At 69.4% G+C, this 14,683-nt stretch carries 14 protein-coding genes; 5 read left to right on the top strand and 9 right to left on the bottom strand.

Going from position 1 to position 14,683, the window contains the following annotated elements; translation table 11 throughout:
* The first annotated feature begins 63 nt into the window (after nt 1-63).
* Nucleotides 64-729, top strand: a complete 666-nt coding sequence (locus ACGFY9_RS30415; RefSeq protein WP_393759412.1) for a bifunctional DNA primase/polymerase — start codon at nt 64-66, stop codon at nt 727-729.
* Between the two features lie 179 nt (nt 730-908).
* Here the strand turns inward: ACGFY9_RS30415 and ftsY are convergent, their stop codons facing one another.
* Nucleotides 909-2,099, bottom strand: coding sequence for a signal recognition particle-docking protein FtsY (ftsY, locus tag ACGFY9_RS30410; RefSeq protein WP_393759410.1), 1,191 nt, complete (start codon nt 2,097-2,099; stop codon nt 909-911).
* 208 nt (nt 2,100-2,307) lie between these two features.
* On the opposite strand from ftsY, the gene ACGFY9_RS30405 reads away from it, so the two are divergent.
* Both ACGFY9_RS30405 and ACGFY9_RS30400 read left to right on the top strand, forming a co-directional pair.
* Entirely contained in the window at nt 2,308-3,279 is a 972-nt protein-coding gene (locus ACGFY9_RS30405; protein WP_393759409.1) for an LLM class flavin-dependent oxidoreductase, read from the top strand.
* A 70-nt stretch (nt 3,280-3,349) separates the two neighbouring features.
* Nucleotides 3,350-3,709, top strand: a complete 360-nt coding sequence (locus ACGFY9_RS30400; RefSeq protein ID WP_327401041.1) for a hypothetical protein — start codon at nt 3,350-3,352, stop codon at nt 3,707-3,709.
* 73 nt (nt 3,710-3,782) lie between these two features.
* On the opposite strand, the gene ACGFY9_RS30395 is transcribed toward ACGFY9_RS30400, so the two are convergent.
* The 4 genes from ACGFY9_RS30395 to ACGFY9_RS30380 all read right to left on the bottom strand — a co-directional run bounded on the left by ACGFY9_RS30395 (nt 3,783) and on the right by ACGFY9_RS30380 (nt 10,113).
* The gene (locus tag ACGFY9_RS30395; protein WP_393759407.1) at nt 3,783-5,204 is read right to left on the bottom strand and encodes a sugar porter family MFS transporter; all 1,422 of its coding nucleotides are present in this window, start codon (nt 5,202-5,204) and stop codon (nt 3,783-3,785) included.
* Between the two features lie 209 nt (nt 5,205-5,413).
* Nucleotides 5,414-9,019: a chromosome segregation protein SMC gene (gene smc / locus ACGFY9_RS30390; RefSeq protein WP_393759405.1), complete on the bottom strand. Its 3,606-nt coding sequence runs from the start codon at nt 9,017-9,019 to the stop codon at nt 5,414-5,416.
* 218 nt (nt 9,020-9,237) lie between these two features.
* Complete coding sequence (locus ACGFY9_RS30385) at nt 9,238-9,438, bottom strand: hypothetical protein (protein WP_093629369.1); 201 nt, start codon at nt 9,436-9,438, stop codon at nt 9,238-9,240.
* Between the two features lie 393 nt (nt 9,439-9,831).
* Nucleotides 9,832-10,113, bottom strand: a complete 282-nt coding sequence (locus ACGFY9_RS30380; RefSeq protein WP_328678639.1) for an acylphosphatase — start codon at nt 10,111-10,113, stop codon at nt 9,832-9,834.
* A gap of 155 nt (nt 10,114-10,268) precedes the next feature.
* Between ACGFY9_RS30380 and ACGFY9_RS30375 the strand changes: the two genes are divergently transcribed.
* Both ACGFY9_RS30375 and ACGFY9_RS30370 read left to right on the top strand, forming a co-directional pair.
* Complete coding sequence (locus ACGFY9_RS30375) at nt 10,269-11,528, top strand: CAP domain-containing protein (protein ID WP_393759402.1); 1,260 nt, start codon at nt 10,269-10,271, stop codon at nt 11,526-11,528.
* An 88-nt stretch (nt 11,529-11,616) separates the two neighbouring features.
* Entirely contained in the window at nt 11,617-12,018 is a 402-nt protein-coding gene (locus ACGFY9_RS30370; protein ID WP_393759401.1) for a winged helix-turn-helix transcriptional regulator, read from the top strand.
* A 13-nt stretch (nt 12,019-12,031) separates the two neighbouring features.
* On the opposite strand, the gene mutM is transcribed toward ACGFY9_RS30370, so the two are convergent.
* From mutM to ACGFY9_RS30350, 4 genes are all read right to left on the bottom strand, one after another.
* Nucleotides 12,032-12,886: a bifunctional DNA-formamidopyrimidine glycosylase/DNA-(apurinic or apyrimidinic site) lyase gene (gene mutM / locus ACGFY9_RS30365; RefSeq protein ID WP_393759399.1), complete on the bottom strand. Its 855-nt coding sequence runs from the start codon at nt 12,884-12,886 to the stop codon at nt 12,032-12,034.
* Nucleotides 12,887-12,964: 78 nt separating this feature from the next.
* The gene (rnc, locus tag ACGFY9_RS30360; protein WP_393759397.1) at nt 12,965-13,810 is read right to left on the bottom strand and encodes a ribonuclease III; all 846 of its coding nucleotides are present in this window, start codon (nt 13,808-13,810) and stop codon (nt 12,965-12,967) included.
* A 19-nt stretch (nt 13,811-13,829) separates the two neighbouring features.
* Entirely contained in the window at nt 13,830-14,003 is a 174-nt protein-coding gene (rpmF, locus tag ACGFY9_RS30355) for a 50S ribosomal protein L32 (protein WP_015657589.1), read from the bottom strand.
* A 2-nt stretch (nt 14,004-14,005) separates the two neighbouring features.
* Entirely contained in the window at nt 14,006-14,659 is a 654-nt protein-coding gene (locus ACGFY9_RS30350) for a YceD family protein (RefSeq protein WP_393759395.1), read from the bottom strand.
* Nucleotides 14,660-14,683: the final 24 nt, after the last annotated feature.

The following is a 14,683-nucleotide window of genomic DNA, read 5'->3' as shown; positions in this document are numbered from 1 at the left end:
ACACAGAGTGACGACACGCATCCGTCTCGTAACCACCGGTGCGTTGGACCCGTTGGAGGGGGCATGGGCTTCACGATCGGCAGCAGCCGGGGTATCCGCGACATCCGGTCCGGCACGCGCCGCCGCGGCCGCGCGTCGGAGTGCACAACGGTGGCCGAGTTCACCGGTCTGTGGGGCTGGGACGTGGTCGCGGGCGCACGGGCCGCGGGCGGCGCGTGTTCCTGCGGCGACACCAAGTGCCCCACGCCGGGCGCACATCCACTGGCCTTCGCTCCGGAAGTACGGGCCGGCGCGACCCTCGACGAAGTCACCGACGCCTGGGCCGAGTTGCCCGGCGCCGCGATCATGCTGCCGGTGGGGCGCGCGTTCGACGTGATCGAGGTGGCCGAGCCCGCCGGCCGCCGCGCGCTGGCCCGCCTGGAGCGGATGGGCCTCCCGCTCGGCCCGGTCGCGGCGACCCCCGACCACCGCGCCCACTTCTTCGTCGCCCCCGGCGCCGCCGCCGAACTCCCCGCCCTCCTCTACCGCATGGGCTGGGACGACCCCACCTCCCTCGACCTCCGCGGCCTCGGCCCCGGCACCCACATCACCGCCCCACCCTCCGACCGAGGCGGCCTGGGCCCGGTCCACTGGCTCCGCTCCCCCGCCCTGGACTCGGCCACCAAACCACCGGCCGCACGGCTGCTGTTGGGCACGCTGGCGTACGTGGCACACAGGTCGCGCGCGTAGCCGTAGAGACGACGAAGTGCCCTTCCTCAACGGCAGGTTGAGGAAGGGCACTTCTGCGAACGAGGCTGACTACAACGCGCCCCAAAGGGGCGCGGGGCTGTGACATTTGCGGCTCCGCCGCGTGGGCGCGACCAGCCCCCACCAGCCGGCAGCCAAAGAACCGCCCAACCCGCGAAGCGTCACTCGCCGATAAGGGCGTCAACAAACGCCTCCGGCTCGAACGGCGCCAGATCATCCGCACCCTCACCGAGCCCGATCAACTTCACCGGCACTCCCAGTTCACGCTGCACGGCGATCACGATGCCCCCCTTGGCCGTGCCATCCAGCTTGGTCAGCACAATGCCGGTGATGTCGACAACCTCGGCAAAGACCCGCGCCTGCACCAGCCCGTTCTGCCCGGTGGTGGCGTCGAGCACGAGCAGGATCTCGTCGAGCGGCGCATGCTTCTCGACAACCCGCTTCACCTTGCCCAGCTCATCCATGAGCCCGGTCTTCGTGTGCAACCGCCCGGCTGTGTCGATGAGGACGACATCGACCCCCATCTCCTTGCCCTCCTTCACCGCGTCGAACGCGACGGAGGCAGGGTCACCGGCCTCGGGCCCGCGCACAGTGTGGGCACCGACCCGCTCACCCCAGGTCTGCAACTGATCCGCGGCGGCGGCACGGAAGGTGTCGGCGGCGCCGAGCACGACGGTCCGCCCGTCGGCCACGAGGACACGCGCGAGCTTGCCGGTGGTGGTGGTCTTGCCGGTGCCGTTGACCCCGACGACCATCACGATGCCGGGCTTGCGGTCCTCGGGCTCGGTCTTGACCGTGCGGTCGACATCGGTGCCGACCAGCTTGAGCAGCTCCTCGCGGAGCAGCGTTCGCAGCTCCTGCGGGGTGCGGGTGCCGAGCACCTTCACGCGCTCGCGCAGACCGTCGACCAGTTCCTGGGTGGGGGCCACGCCGACGTCGGCGGTGAGGAGGATGTCCTCGATCTCCTCCCACGTGTCCTCGTCGAGGTGCTCGCGCGACAGGAGCGTGAGCAGCCCCTTGCCGAGCGCGTTCTGCGAGCGGGAGAGCCGGGACCGCAGCCGGACGAGCCGTCCGGCGGTCGGCTCGGGAACATCGAGTGCGGCGGGCGGCTCCTCGACTGCGACCGGAGCCGAGCCGTCCGGAAGATCCACCTCCTCTATCGTCCGGCGCGCTTCGTCGCGCGGCGTCTCGGCCTCGTCGCCGACGTGCGGCTCGGCCGGCGGGGCGGTGATGTCGGGCACGGAGGTGGGCGGCGGGGGCAGCGGCTTCTTGCGCCGGCTGCCGACGACGAGCCCGCCGAGCGCACCGAGCACGACCACGGCGATGACTACAGCAAGGATGACGGTTTCCATAACCCACCCAGTATCAGCCATGGGTCTCGCCGGGGCCCAGCGCGGGCGTGGCCGGGGCGTCGACGCCACCAGATCCCGTACCGGTCCCGCACGCGCCGGGAAGCCCGGAGACCCGGAAGCCCGTAGTCACGCCCATGGCGATCTGACGTACCGTCAGCTACCGTCCCCCACCACGCACGACCCCGCCACACACGAAGGGGGACCTCCCATGCCCGTCTCGGTCGTACGCTTCAACCTCGTCGAACCCGGCGCCACCCCCGCCTCGCTGAGCGCCCGCTACCGGGCCGCCCTGGAGATGGCCGCGTACGCCGACGAGCACGGCATCACCACCGTGCAGACGGAGGAGCACCACGGTGTCGCCAACAACTGGCTGCCGTCGCCCTTCGCCTTCGCGGGCGCGGTGTTCGGCGCGACCCGGCACATCGCGGTGACCGTCTCGGCGGTGATCGGCCCGCTGCACGACCCGCTGCGGCTGGCCGAGGACATCGCCGTACTCGATCTGCTGAGCGGCGGCCGGCTGGTGACCGTGGCCGGGATCGGCTACCGGCCCGAGGAGTACGCCCAGTTCGACGTGGACTGGAAACGCCGGGGCAGGCTCCAGGACGAGCTGCTGGAGACGGTCCTGAAGGCGTGGTCCGGCGAGGAGTTCGAGTACCGCGGCCGTACGGTACGGGTCACCCCGCGCCCCTTCTCCGACCCGCACCCCCTGCTGCTGGTCGGCGGCTCCTCGAAGGCCGCCGCACGCCGGGCCGCCCGGCTCGGTCTGCCCTTCTTCCCCAGCGCGCACCTGCCCGACCTGGAGGCGTACTACAAGGACCGGCTCGTCGAGTACGGCACCGAGGGCTGGACCATGATGCCGGGGGCGGAGACCCCGCTGCTGCACATCGCCGAGGACCCGGACCGGGCCTGGGCCGAGTACGGGGCGCACTTCCTGCACGAGGCGCGGACGTATGCCTCCTGGCAGTCCGGGGACATCCGCTCGGCGGTGAAGTCGGGGGCCACGACCGTGGCGGAGCTGCGCGCGGAGGGCGTCTACCGCATCCTCACGCCGGACGAGTGCGTGGCGCTGGGGCTCGACAACCTCGTCCTGCATCCGCTGTCGGGCGGGATGCCGGTGGACGAGGGATGGCGCAGCCTGCGGCTGTTCACGGAGCGGGTGCTGCCGCGGCTCGGGGAGTGACCCCGATCCGGAGAGTGACCTTTACCCGCAACCGGTGGACCGGCCGGCCGACCGGTGGTCCACTGCGGTCATGACCTTGGCTGTGGATGTGTTCCTGCGTGACGCGGACGGCCAGTGGAACGTGCTCGACGTTCCGGAGGGGTGCAACGACTCGGCCGGCTTCGAGAACTGGCGCGAGACCGTGTGGGGTTCTGCGCCCGTGCGCTCGCTGGGCTGCGTGTACCTTCCCGTGCTGGCCTCCAGCGACCTGTACGTCGAGGCCTCGGACGTACCGGAGTTCCTGCGCGAGCTCGCGTTGCTGCGGGAGCATCTGGAAGCTGTCGCCGCGGCGGTCGGGGAGCGCACCGACCTCGTGGAGAGCCGCCTGGACAACATCGAGGCCGCCGCTCTCCGGGCCCGGGAGATCGGCGGCGGCGTCCTCATCTGGTGACCGATGAGCGGTTTCGGGGAGACGGGCGGCGGGGGATTGAGCCCGTCTCCCCGAGCTTGTGGGGAGGGCCGGGTCAGCCCATGTCCTCCAGCTTCTTGCCCTTCGTCTCCTTCACGAACTTCAGGACGAACGGGATGGAGAGCGCGGCGAAGACCGTGTAGATCACGTAGGTCGCGGAGAGGTTCCAGTCGGCCAGCGACGGGAAGCTCGCGGTGATGGCCCAGTTGGCGATCCACTGCGCGGAGGCGGCGACACCGAGGGCGGCGGCGCGGATCCGGTTCGGGAACATCTCGCCCAGGAAGACCCAGACCACCACACCCCAGGACAGGGCGAAGAACAGGACGAACACGTGGGCCGCGATCAGCGCGGTCCAGCCCTGCGCGGAGGGCAGCTTGCCGTCGACGAGGTCGTAGGAGAAGGCCCAGGCCTCCAGCGCGAGACCGACGACCATGCCGACCGAGCCGATGAGGGCCAGCGGCTTACGGCCGATGCGGTCCACGAAGATCATGGCGATCACGGTGCCGATGATGTTCACGATCGACGTCGTGAAGGAGTAGAAGAACGACTCCGTGGGGTCGACGCCGACGGACTGCCAGAGCGTCGAGGAGTAGTAGAACGCGACGTTGATGCCGACGAGCTGCTGGAAGGCCGAGAGGCCGATGCCGACCCAGACGATCGGCTTGAAGAAGAAACCGCCACCGCCGAGCAGGTCCTTGAAGGTCGACTTGTGCTCGCTCTTCATCGCGTGCTCGATCTCGGCGACCCGGGCGTCCAGGTCGACGTCGTCGCCCTCGACCTCACGCAGCACGTCGTGGGCGCGGCTCAGCTTGCCCGCGGAGATCAGGAAGCGCGGGGACTCGGGGATGGCGAAGGAGAGCAGGCCGTAGAGGACGGCCGGGATCACCATCACGCCGAGCATGACCTGCCAGGCCTCCAGGCCCATGAGCTTGCCGCGCTGGTCGCCGTCGGCGGCGTTCAGCAGGCCCCAGTTGACCAGCTGCGAGATCGCGATGCCGATGACGATCGCGGCCTGCTGGAAGGAGCCGAGCCGGCCGCGGTAGGCGGGCGGCGAGACCTCGGCGATGTAGGCGGGGCCGATGACGGAGGCCATACCGATGGCGAAACCGCCGATGACCCGCCAGAAGGCGAGGTCCCAGAGCGCGAAGGGCAGCGCCGAACCGACGGCACTCACGGTGAACAGCACGGCGGAGATCTGCATACAGCGGATACGGCCGATGCGGTCGGCTATCCGGCCGGCGGTCGCCGCGCCGATGGCACAGCCGATCAGCGCGATGGCGATGACCTGCGCCAGGACCGTCGAGCCCACGTCATAGCGGTCGCGGATCGCCTCGACGGCACCGTTGATCACGGAACTGTCGTAGCCGAAGAGGAAGCCGCCCATCGCGGCCGCCGCCGCGATGAAGATGACGTGCGCGAGATGTTCGGGATGAGCCGACCCGGCTCCTGACTGTGATGTCTGCGCGGTGCTGGTCACGAGTAACTCCTGAGGCCACCGGCGTCGCTGCCGGGGGTGGGGGGCGACCCTTCCAGTGGCGCACAGCTTCCCGCTGCCCACCACCTGAAGGTAAAAGCAACGTTGCAGAGACTATGCCTTCAAGTTTCGAAGTCAATAGGGGGCCTGCTGTGAAATCCAACCCCACAGGTCACCGCGATGCGTTCAGAACTTGAACGCGCGATGAAGGTCTAGCGGAGACGCTGTGAGATGACCTTCGACACCCCGTCGCCCTGCATGGAGACGCCGTACAACGCGTCGGCGACCTCCATCGTGCGCTTCTGGTGGGTGATCACGATCAGCTGCGAGGCCTCCTGCAGCTCCTGCATGATCCGGATCAGCCGCTGGAGGTTGGTGTCGTCGAGCGCCGCCTCGACCTCGTCCATCACATAGAACGGGCTGGGCCGTGCCTTGAAGATCGACACCAGCAGGGCTACGGCGGTGAGGGACCGCTCCCCGCCGGAGAGCAGCGAGAGCCGCTTGACCTTCTTGCCGGGCGGACGGGCCTCGACATCCACACCCGTGGTGAGCATGTTGTCGGGATCGGTCAGGATCAGCCGCCCCTCGCCACCGGGGAACAACCGGCTGAAGACACCCTCGAACTGCAGGGCCGTGTCCCGGTAGGCCTCGGTGAAGACCTGCTCGACGCGCTCGTCGACCTCCTTCACCACTTGAAGCAGGTCGGCGCGGGTCTTCTTCAGGTCCTCCAGCTGCTCGCTGAGGAACTTGTGCCGCTCCTCCAGCGCCGCGAACTCCTCCAGCGCGAGCGGGTTCACCTTCCCGAGCTGCTGGTACGCCCGTTCGGCCGACTTGAGCCGCTTCTCCTGCTCGGCGCGGTGGAACGTACGGGGCTGGTTGCGCGGATCCTCCGGGTCCTCCGGGAGCACCTCGCCCTCGGCGGCGAGCGAGGGCGGCACGAGCTGATGCGGCCCGTACTCCTCGACGAGCCCCGCGGGCTCCACCCCCAACTCCTCCAGCGCCTTGGTCTCCAGCTGCTCGATCCGCATCCGCTTCTCGGCACCGAGCACTTCCCCTCGGTGCACGGAGTCGGTGAGCTTGTCGAGCTCGCCCTTGAGGTCACGCCCCTGGTTCCGGGCGGCGGCCAACTCCTGCTCGCGGCGCGCCTTGGCGGCGTCGGCGGCGGTGCGCTCCTCGTCGGCGCGGTGCAGTGACACCTCGACGTGCGCGAGCAGTTGCCGCGCCCCGAAGGCGACGGCTTCGGCGACGGCGGCCTCATGCCTCAGCCGCGCCAACCGCTGCTCGGCCCGCGCACGTGCCTCACGCTCCGCCCGGGCCCCCCGGTCCAGCGAATCGGCCCGCCCGGCAAGCCCCTTGACCCGCTCCTCATGCGTACGGACCTGAAGCCGCGCCTCCATCTCGGTCTGCCGGGCATTGGCCCCGTCGGCGGCCAACCGATCCCGCACGGAGGTATCGGGCTCCTCCTCGACCGGCATCTCCTCGGCGACAGCGAGCCGTTCAGCGAGGACTTCAGCCTCTTCTACGGCCTTGTCGAGTGCGTCCTGTGCTCGTGCCGCCGCCGCGGTCGACCGCTCGGCTTCTCCGGCGGCCCCGCGCGCTTGGCCCGCCAGACGTCCCAACTGCTGTGCCACGGCCGACTTTTCGCGCTCTGCGGCTCGGCGGCGCTCCCCCAACTCCTCGACCAGTGCGGCGACTTCCTTACGCCGCTCGCCTGCGGTCTGCTGTGCGTCTGCCAACTCCTCGCAGCGGACGGCCAGTTCTTCGAGTTCGGCTGCGGCTTCGTCTACGGAGGCCTGGACTTCGAGGAGGCTGGGGGCGCCTGCGGAGCCGCCGTGGGCGAAGTGGGCGCCGAGCAGGTCGCCTTCGGCGGTGACCGCGGTCAACTCGGGGTGGGTGTATACGAGTTGCTCGGCCGCTTCGAGGGTGTCCACGACCACGATGTTGTGGAGGAGGCGGCGGATGGCGGGCATGAGGTCGCTGGGGGCGCGTACCAGGTCTGCCGCGAAACGTTGATGGGCGTCTGCAGGTACGTTGTGGCTGGTCGCGCAGTTCCCCGCGCCCCTTTGGGGGGTCTCGGTCACCGGGGTTGAATGGTCGGGGCCTCCTGCCAGCAGCAGCGCTGCCCTGCCCCCGTCCTGTTTGCGCAGCAGGCGGATTGCGTCCGCCGCCGATGCCGGAGTTGTCACCGCGATCGCGTCCGCCGCCGCGCCGAAGGCCGCTGCCAGCGCTACCTCGTGGCCCGGGGTGACCGTCAGCAGTTCCGCCGCAGGCCCCAGGATTCCGGTGAGGCGGTCTCGTGCGCCGAGCAGTATCCCGGTGCCGTCCTTCCGCCTGAGGCCCAGGGCCAGTGCCTCGTGGCGGGCCTGGGTGGCGGCTCGTTTGCGTTCTGCTGCTGTGGATTCCTCGCGGGCTGCCGTCAACGCGGCCTCTGCCTCGGACAGTTGGCGCTTGAACTCCTCGTGCCGCTCGGAGAGTTCCGCGTCGCCTGCGTCCAGGCCGTCGACCTCGGCCTGGAGTGCCTCGTACTCCTCCTGCGCGGTGACCGCTCGTTCCTGGGCCTCGTCGCGGGCGGAGGCGAGGCGGTCGATCTCGGCCTGGGCGGAGGCGGCGCGTGAACGGGCCGCGTTGACCTGGCCGTTGAGCCGGGCGAGGCCCTCGCGGCGGTCGGCGATGGAACGGGCCACGTCCTTCAGGCGGCGCTCCTCGGCCGTCAACTCCCGCTCCAGTTCGGAACGATGGGCGACCGTGTCCTCCAGGGCGTGCTCGGCCGCCTCAAGGGCTGCTTCGAGTTCCGCCTCCTGCTCGCGGATGCGGGCAGCCTCGCGCTCCATGTCCTCGGGGTCGCGGCCGCGCCGTTCTTCGGGGGGCGCCGAGGTCGCGCTCTTCACCCGGGCGTCGGCCAGCGAGATCGTGCCGCGTACCCGCTCGGCCAGCTGGGACAGCTCGTACCAGGTCTGCTGGGCGCGCTGGAGGCGCGGGGTGAGCTGCCGTACCTCGTCCTCAAGGAGGCCCTCGCGCTGGAGTGCCTTGCGCAGCTCCAGTTCGGCGGCTTCCTTGCGTTCCTTAAGCGCGGCCTCGTCGGCGATCTCCGTGTTCAGCGCCTGCCGCAGTCGTACGAGGTCGTCGGCCAGCAGACGGAGGCGGGCGTCGCGGAGGTCCGCCTGGATGACGGCCGCCCTGCGGGCGACCGCGGCCTGGCGGCCCAGGGGCTTGAGCTGGCGGCGGAGTTCGTCCGTCAGGTCCTGCACGCGCGCGAGGTTGGCCTGCATCGCGTCCAGCTTGCGGAGCGCCTTCTCCTTGCGCTTGCGGTGCTTGAGGACGCCGGCCGCCTCCTCGATGAAGGCGCGGCGGCCCATGGGGTCGGCGTGGAGCACGGAGTCGAGCTGGCCCTGGCCGACGATGACGTGCATCTCGCGGCCGATGCCGGAGTCGGAGAGGAGTTCCTGGATGTCGAGGAGGCGACACGTGTCGCCGTTGATCTGGTACTCGCTGCCGCCGTTGCGGAACATGATCCGCGTGATGGTGACCTCGGCGTACTCGATGGGCAGTGCCCCGTCGGAGTTGTCGATGGTCAGGGACACCTCGGCGCGGCCCAGCGGGGGGCGGCCGGTGGTGCCGGCGAAGATGACGTCCTCCATCTTGCCGCCGCGCAACGACTTGGCACCCTGCTCGCCCATGACCCAGCTGAGCGCGTCCACCACATTGGACTTGCCCGAGCCGTTGGGGCCGACGACACACGTGATACCCGGCTCGAACCGGAGCGTGGTCGCCGAGGCGAACGACTTGAACCCCCGCAGGGTCAGGGCCTTGAGGTGCACGCCGCTGGACTCTACCTTCCGCTGCTCGCTCTCTCCATGAACGTCCGGTTCCCCGCGGTTTCGCCCTTGAACGTGCAGGGCACACCAAACGTTAAAGAGGGTGGAGGCTTGCGGGGGAAAGAAAGAAGGGACGCCGAAGCGTCCCTTGCAAACTCTGACAACTTAGCGGTTGATGCAGGACGCCCAACCACTGCTTGTCATGTGGTGCGTCGCAGTGATCAGGTGAGCGCGGGCTCCGCCTGGCGTGCGTCGAGCTCGATAAGCGAATCGTGAGTTGCGGCAGCCGTCAGCGCGTCGTTCTCTTCCTGGATCCGAACGAGCTCGGATTCCAGGTCCTGGACGCGCTGCTGGAGCCGTCGCATCTCGGCGAGGAGTCGCGGGTCGGAGCCGCCGACGTAACCGAGAAGCGCCTTTGCCATGATGGATGGTCCTCCACACTGAGTGACCGACCGAAGCGGTGTGGGTCGTGAGGGAATCGCACCCGCGGTGCTTGACAGTCTTGGGTGTTGCTCTGCTGTTCTTCCATGCCAAACAGCTAAGGTGCGCGGGGCTTTCAGAGTCTCACCAAAAAGTTTGACGGTCAACACGATCACGCCCCGTATTGGCGGGCGACCCGGGGGCACGCGGCCCTGACCGGGCGGCGCTGCGACTCCTACGGGGCCTCGCTGGGTGTGGCGATCATCCTTAGGTGCGGAGCCTGCCAGAGCGAGCCGTTCTTGGCAACCACCAGGCAATTTCTGCTGTGGGCAGCTGCCGGTGGCATGTCCCTCCGCTTCCGCCAGGGCTGCTTTACACCGTTTCGCAGATTGTGCTCAGCGGATCGCGAAGCCGTCGTAGCCGCCGCGAGGTGTGTCCCAGATCTCGGTCACACCATCCACGCGCCCGGGCGTGTCGTGCCCCCGGAGCCAGCCGAGGAGTCCTTCGCAGCCCTCGCGTGATCCCTCTGCGACCACTTGGACGCGTCCGTCGCCCAAATTGAGAGCAAAACCACTCAGGCCGCCGATCTCCAGAGCCTTGGCACGGGTAAACCACCGAAAACCCACACCTTGCACACGCCCTCGCACCCAGGCGACCATCCGCACATCCTCGCTCATGGCTGCAACCTAACCGGCCAATGTCTCTCTGGGCACTTGCTCCCCTCCCGCCATGCGGTACCGTCCGCCCCAATGAATCTCATATGAAACTCACTCGATCGAGTGAGCTGGGTCACCGCACGGACGAGTTGACCGCAAGGACGAAAGGCAAGGACATGGGACGCCACCGACGCTCCGCCGCCGGCCGCGCCGCCACGAGCCGCGCCACGGGGGTCACAGAGACGCACGGCTCATACGCGAGCGGCTACGACCCGCATGACTCGTACGACTGGAACGACCGCTCCGACCGGAACGACCGCTTCGCCTGGAACCCGGCCGACGGCTCGACGATCGGCATGGCGCCCTATCTCCACCCGGAGGGTCCCGCCGAGTTCCACCAGCCCCATCCGAACCACCAGGCCTCCACTGACCACCGGGGCCGCGCGAACCACGAGGTCCCGCCGAAGAGCGAGGCCCGCCTGATGGCCGAGAGCCGGCTCAAGGCCGACTCCCGCCGGAAGAGCGAGGCCTATCTGTTCGCCACCGAGGAGGACTACGCCGTGGTCTTCCCCGAGGCGGCGGGCGCCACCTCCTCCCGGGGCGACGGCTCACGCCCGGGCCGCGGTCGCCGTCGTAAGCGCAAGAGCGTGACGCCGGTCAAGACGGGTCTGCTCGGGGTCTCCGCCGCCGTCGCCATCGGCACGGTCGCGGTCGCCGCGGGTGCGATGCCGGGGCTGGAGAACTACAAGCTCGGCGGCGGTGGCGGCTCGGACAAGGTGCAGGCGGCCGGTTCGCCGTCCAACTCCGCGACCGAGCAGGGCGGTACCTCCGGCAGCGCGGAGTCCCGCGACGACGGCTCCTCCACGAGCCGTGACGCGAACCGCGCGGCCTCCCCGTCGGCGGCGCCGACCAAGTCCGCCACCGCGCCCGCCACCAAGGCCCCGACGAAGAAGCCGGCGGCCACCCCGACAGAGGAGCCCACGACCAAGGCCCCCTCGGCGAAACCCACCACTCCGACGCCTACGCAGTCCGCCGACGCACCGGTGACCGTCTCCACGGAGGCAGCCGCCGAGGCCGAGGTGCTCAAGCTCGTCAACGAGCAGCGGGCGCTCGTCGGCTGCAGCCCGGTGGCGGCCAACAGCTCGCTGACCACGCTGGCCGAGAAATTCAGCGCGCAGATGGCCGACGAGGACTTCTTCGACCACACCGATCCCAGCGGGGCCACCCCGTGGGACCGGGCGGAGACGCTCGGCATCACCAACCTCGGCGGCGAGAACATCGCCCGCGGCCAGGCCGACGCGGCCGCGGTCATGGACGCCTGGATGAACAGCCCCGGCCACAAGGCCAACATCCTGAACTGCGACTTCAAGACCCTGGGCGTCGGTGTGCACTTCGGCACCGGCGGCCCCTGGTGGACGCAGGACTTCGGGTACTAGTCCCTACGCCGCAGGACACCCATGGGGAGCGCTAACCAACGGTTAGTGCTCCCTTTTGGTTAGCGCGGCGTTCGCGTACTCTGAGGAAATGGACACGACCCAGGAGCGTACGGAGGAGCAGAGCTTCCCGTACGACGTCTTCGCGAAGGCCTGCCCCTCCCGAGGCACCCTGGAGCACATCACGGGCCGCTGGGGCGGACTCACCCTGTGCGCGCTGCACGAGGGCTCGCTGCGCTTCAACGAACTGCGGCGCCGCGTCGACGGCGTCAGCGAGAAGATGCTCTCGCAGACCCTGCACGCCCTGGAGCGCGACGGCCTGGTCCACCGCGAGGCCCAGCCGACCAACCCGCCGCGCGTGGACTACGAGTTGACCCCGCTGGGACACGGCGTCGCCGAACGTCTGAAGGGACTCGTCGACTTCATGGAGTCCCGCATGGACGACGTCCTCGCGGCCCGCACGCGCTACGACGAGACGCGCGCCGGCCTCTGAACCCGCTGGGTCCTCAAACCCGCGGCGCCCGCTGGCACTTGGGGCAGAAGTAGCTCGACCGGTTCATCCACGCCCGCCGGCTCATCGGCGTACCGCAGCGCCGGCACGGCAGACCCTCGCGGCCGTACGCGTCGAGCGAGCGGTCGAAGTAGCCCGACTCCCCGTTCACGTTGACGTACAGGCTGTCGAAGCTGGTGCCGCCCACATCGAGGGCCGCGTTCATCACATCCCGTACGTGGCCCAGGAGTTCGGCGGTGCGCGGGCGCGTGAACGTCGCGGTCGGGCGCTCGTAGTGGACGCGGGCCCGCCAAAGGGCCTCGTCCGCATAGATGTTGCCGACTCCGCTGATCAACGACTGGTCGAGCAGGGCCCGTTTGATGGTCGTGCGCTTGCGCCGCAGGGACTGGTGGAACAACTCGTCGTCGAACAACGGGTCCAGGGGGTCACGCGCGATGTGCGCGATGACGTCCGGCAGCCCGTCCGGGGTGGTGTCGTGCAACGACAGCCCACCGAAGGTGCGTTGGTCGACGAAGCGGAGTTCGGTGCCCAGGCCGTCGGCGAAGCGGACCCGGATGCGCAGGTGCTTCTCGTCGGGGAACTCGTGCTGCTGGACCAGGAGTTGACCACTCATCCCGAGGTGCGCGAGCACCGCCTGACGGGTGTCCTCCAGCGGCAGCCACAGGTACTTGCCGCGCCGGCTCGGGGTGCCGATCCGATGCCCTTTGAGCCGGTGCGCGAAGTCGTCGGCCCCGGCGACATGACGCCGTACCGCACGCGGATGCAGTACCTCGGCGTCGGCGACGGTGCGCTGGGCGACCCAGCGCTCCAGACCGCGCCGGACGACCTCGACCTCGGGCAACTCGGGCATGGCATCCCCTGTGGTCACGGGTGAATGAGCCGAGCGCCCGCCCCACTCGGGGACGGGCGCTCGGGTCGCGCTGTTCGGTCAGGCGGACGCCGACGACGTGTCGGCGCTTCCCTCGGCAGGCTGCTCAGCGGCCTCGGTGGCGGTCTCGACGGCCTTTTGTTCGGCCGCCGCCTTCGCCTTCTCGGCTCGCTCGTCCGCGTCGGCCCGGATGGACCGCCAGGCGGACTCGGCGGCCTGCTGCTCCGCCTCCTTCTTGCTGCGGCCGGTGCCGGTGCCGTACGAGACGCCTCCGACGCGGGCGGCAGCAGTGAAGGTCTTCTCGTGATCGGGGCCGGTCTCCGTGACCAGGTACTCGGGGACACCGAGCCCTTCGGTCGCGGTGAGCTCCTGGAGACTGGTCTTCCAGTCCAGGCCGGCACCGAGGTTCGAGGACTTCTCGATGAGCGGGTCGAACAGGCGGTGCACCAGTTCGGAGGCCGCATCGAGGCCCTGGTCGAGATAGACCGCGCCGATCACCGCTTCCAGGGTGTCGGCGAGGATGGACGCCTTGTCCCGGCCTCCCGTGCCCTCTTCACCACGGCCGAGCCGGATGAAGGAGCCGAGTTCCAGACCGCGACCGACCTCCGCCAGCGCACGAGAGTTGACCACCGCGGCCCGCAGCTTGGCCAGTTGGCCTTCGGGCAGGTCGGGGTGGGTGGTGTACAGCGTGTCCGTGACGACGAGGCCGAGCACGGAGTCCCCGAGGAACTCCAGCCGCTCGTTCGTCGGCAGACCGCCGTTCTCGTACGCGTACGAACGGTGGGTCAGCGCACGCACCAGAAGGGCGGACTCGAGGTGATACCCGAGCCGCCCTTCCAACAGCGTGTGGGACGAGGCCGTGTCCGCGTGTTTCTTGGCGGCTGAGTCCGCCTTGACGTCAGACATGGTGCCTCTCACCAGCCGCTCAGACCTCGAGGACCTGGCGCTTGTTGTACGTGCCGCAAGACGGGCACGCGATGTGCTGCTGCTTGGGCTCGTGGCAGCGCTCGCACGCAACCAGAGGGGTGACCGCAGCCTTCCACTGCGACCGGCGGTGGCGCGTGTTGCTGCGCGACATCTTCCGCTTCGGAACAGCCACGGCTACTTCTCCTGCTTCTCGTTGGCGCGCGCCGGTCGGGGCGCTTCGCCACTGATCTCGTCCTTCTCGCCGTCTTCGAGTGAACCGGCGAGTCCCTGCAGTGCCGCCCAACGGATGTCGACGGCGTCATGGTGGTGGTCCGGGTCGTCCGTGAGCCGTACCCCGCACTCGGAGCACAGGCCCAGACAGTCGTCCTGGCACACCGGCTGCATCGGCAGTGCGAGCACCACCGCATCGCGCAGCACGGGTTCGAGGTCGAACAAGCCGTCCTCGATGAAGAGCCTGTCCTCGTCTTCCTCGGCGTCGTCGACCGGTTCCGCTTTCACACGGCCACGGTCGTCGGCGTCAGGGTACGAGAACATCTCCTGGAAGTCCGCTTCGAGCGACAGCTCAAGCGGCTCCAGACACCTTACGCACTCCCCCTTGGCCGTTGCACGGGCGGTGCCTGTGACAAGCACCCCTTCCATGACCGACTCAAGGCGGAGGTCGAGCTCCACCGGGGCGCCTTCCGGCACTCCGATGACTCCCTGGATCCCGAGATCCTTGGGAGCGTCGATCGAACGGTTCAGGCGCTGCAGCGCACCAGGACGCCGACCCAGCTCGTGAGTGTCGAACACGAGAGGGTTGCGGTGGTCGAGGCGGGCGTTCAGAGCCATCCCTGTCTTTCGGTCTGCTGAGCT

The organism is Streptomyces sp. NPDC048504 (genome assembly GCF_043200035.1).
Classification (GTDB): Bacteria; Actinomycetota; Actinomycetes; order Streptomycetales; family Streptomycetaceae; genus Streptomyces.
The sequence above is the reverse complement of the archived record's forward strand: the minus strand, read 5'-3'. Positions and strand labels throughout refer to the sequence as shown.

Excerpts from the sequence above, each read along its gene's own strand:
- ftsY (WP_393759410.1), bottom strand. The coding sequence starts at position 2,099 with ATGGAAACCGTCATCCTTGCTGTAGTCATCGCCGTGGTCGTGCTCGGT.
- ACGFY9_RS30405 (WP_393759409.1), top strand. The coding sequence starts at position 2,308 with ATGCCCGTCTCGGTCGTACGCTTCAACCTCGTCGAACCCGGCGCCACC.
- ACGFY9_RS30375 (WP_393759402.1), top strand. The coding sequence starts at position 10,269 with ATGGGACGCCACCGACGCTCCGCCGCCGGCCGCGCCGCCACGAGCCGC.
- ACGFY9_RS30350 (WP_393759395.1), bottom strand. The coding sequence starts at position 14,659 with ATGGCTCTGAACGCCCGCCTCGACCACCGCAACCCTCTCGTGTTCGAC.
- ACGFY9_RS30385 (WP_093629369.1), bottom strand. The coding sequence starts at position 9,438 with ATGGCAAAGGCGCTTCTCGGTTACGTCGGCGGCTCCGACCCGCGACTC.
- rnc (WP_393759397.1), bottom strand. The coding sequence starts at position 13,810 with ATGTCTGACGTCAAGGCGGACTCAGCCGCCAAGAAACACGCGGACACG.
- ACGFY9_RS30370 (WP_393759401.1), top strand. The coding sequence starts at position 11,617 with ATGGACACGACCCAGGAGCGTACGGAGGAGCAGAGCTTCCCGTACGAC.
- mutM (WP_393759399.1), bottom strand. The coding sequence starts at position 12,886 with ATGCCCGAGTTGCCCGAGGTCGAGGTCGTCCGGCGCGGTCTGGAGCGC.
- ACGFY9_RS30380 (WP_328678639.1), bottom strand. The coding sequence starts at position 10,113 with ATGAGCGAGGATGTGCGGATGGTCGCCTGGGTGCGAGGGCGTGTGCAA.
- ACGFY9_RS30415 (WP_393759412.1), top strand. The coding sequence starts at position 64 with ATGGGCTTCACGATCGGCAGCAGCCGGGGTATCCGCGACATCCGGTCC.
- ACGFY9_RS30400 (WP_327401041.1), top strand. The coding sequence starts at position 3,350 with ATGACCTTGGCTGTGGATGTGTTCCTGCGTGACGCGGACGGCCAGTGG.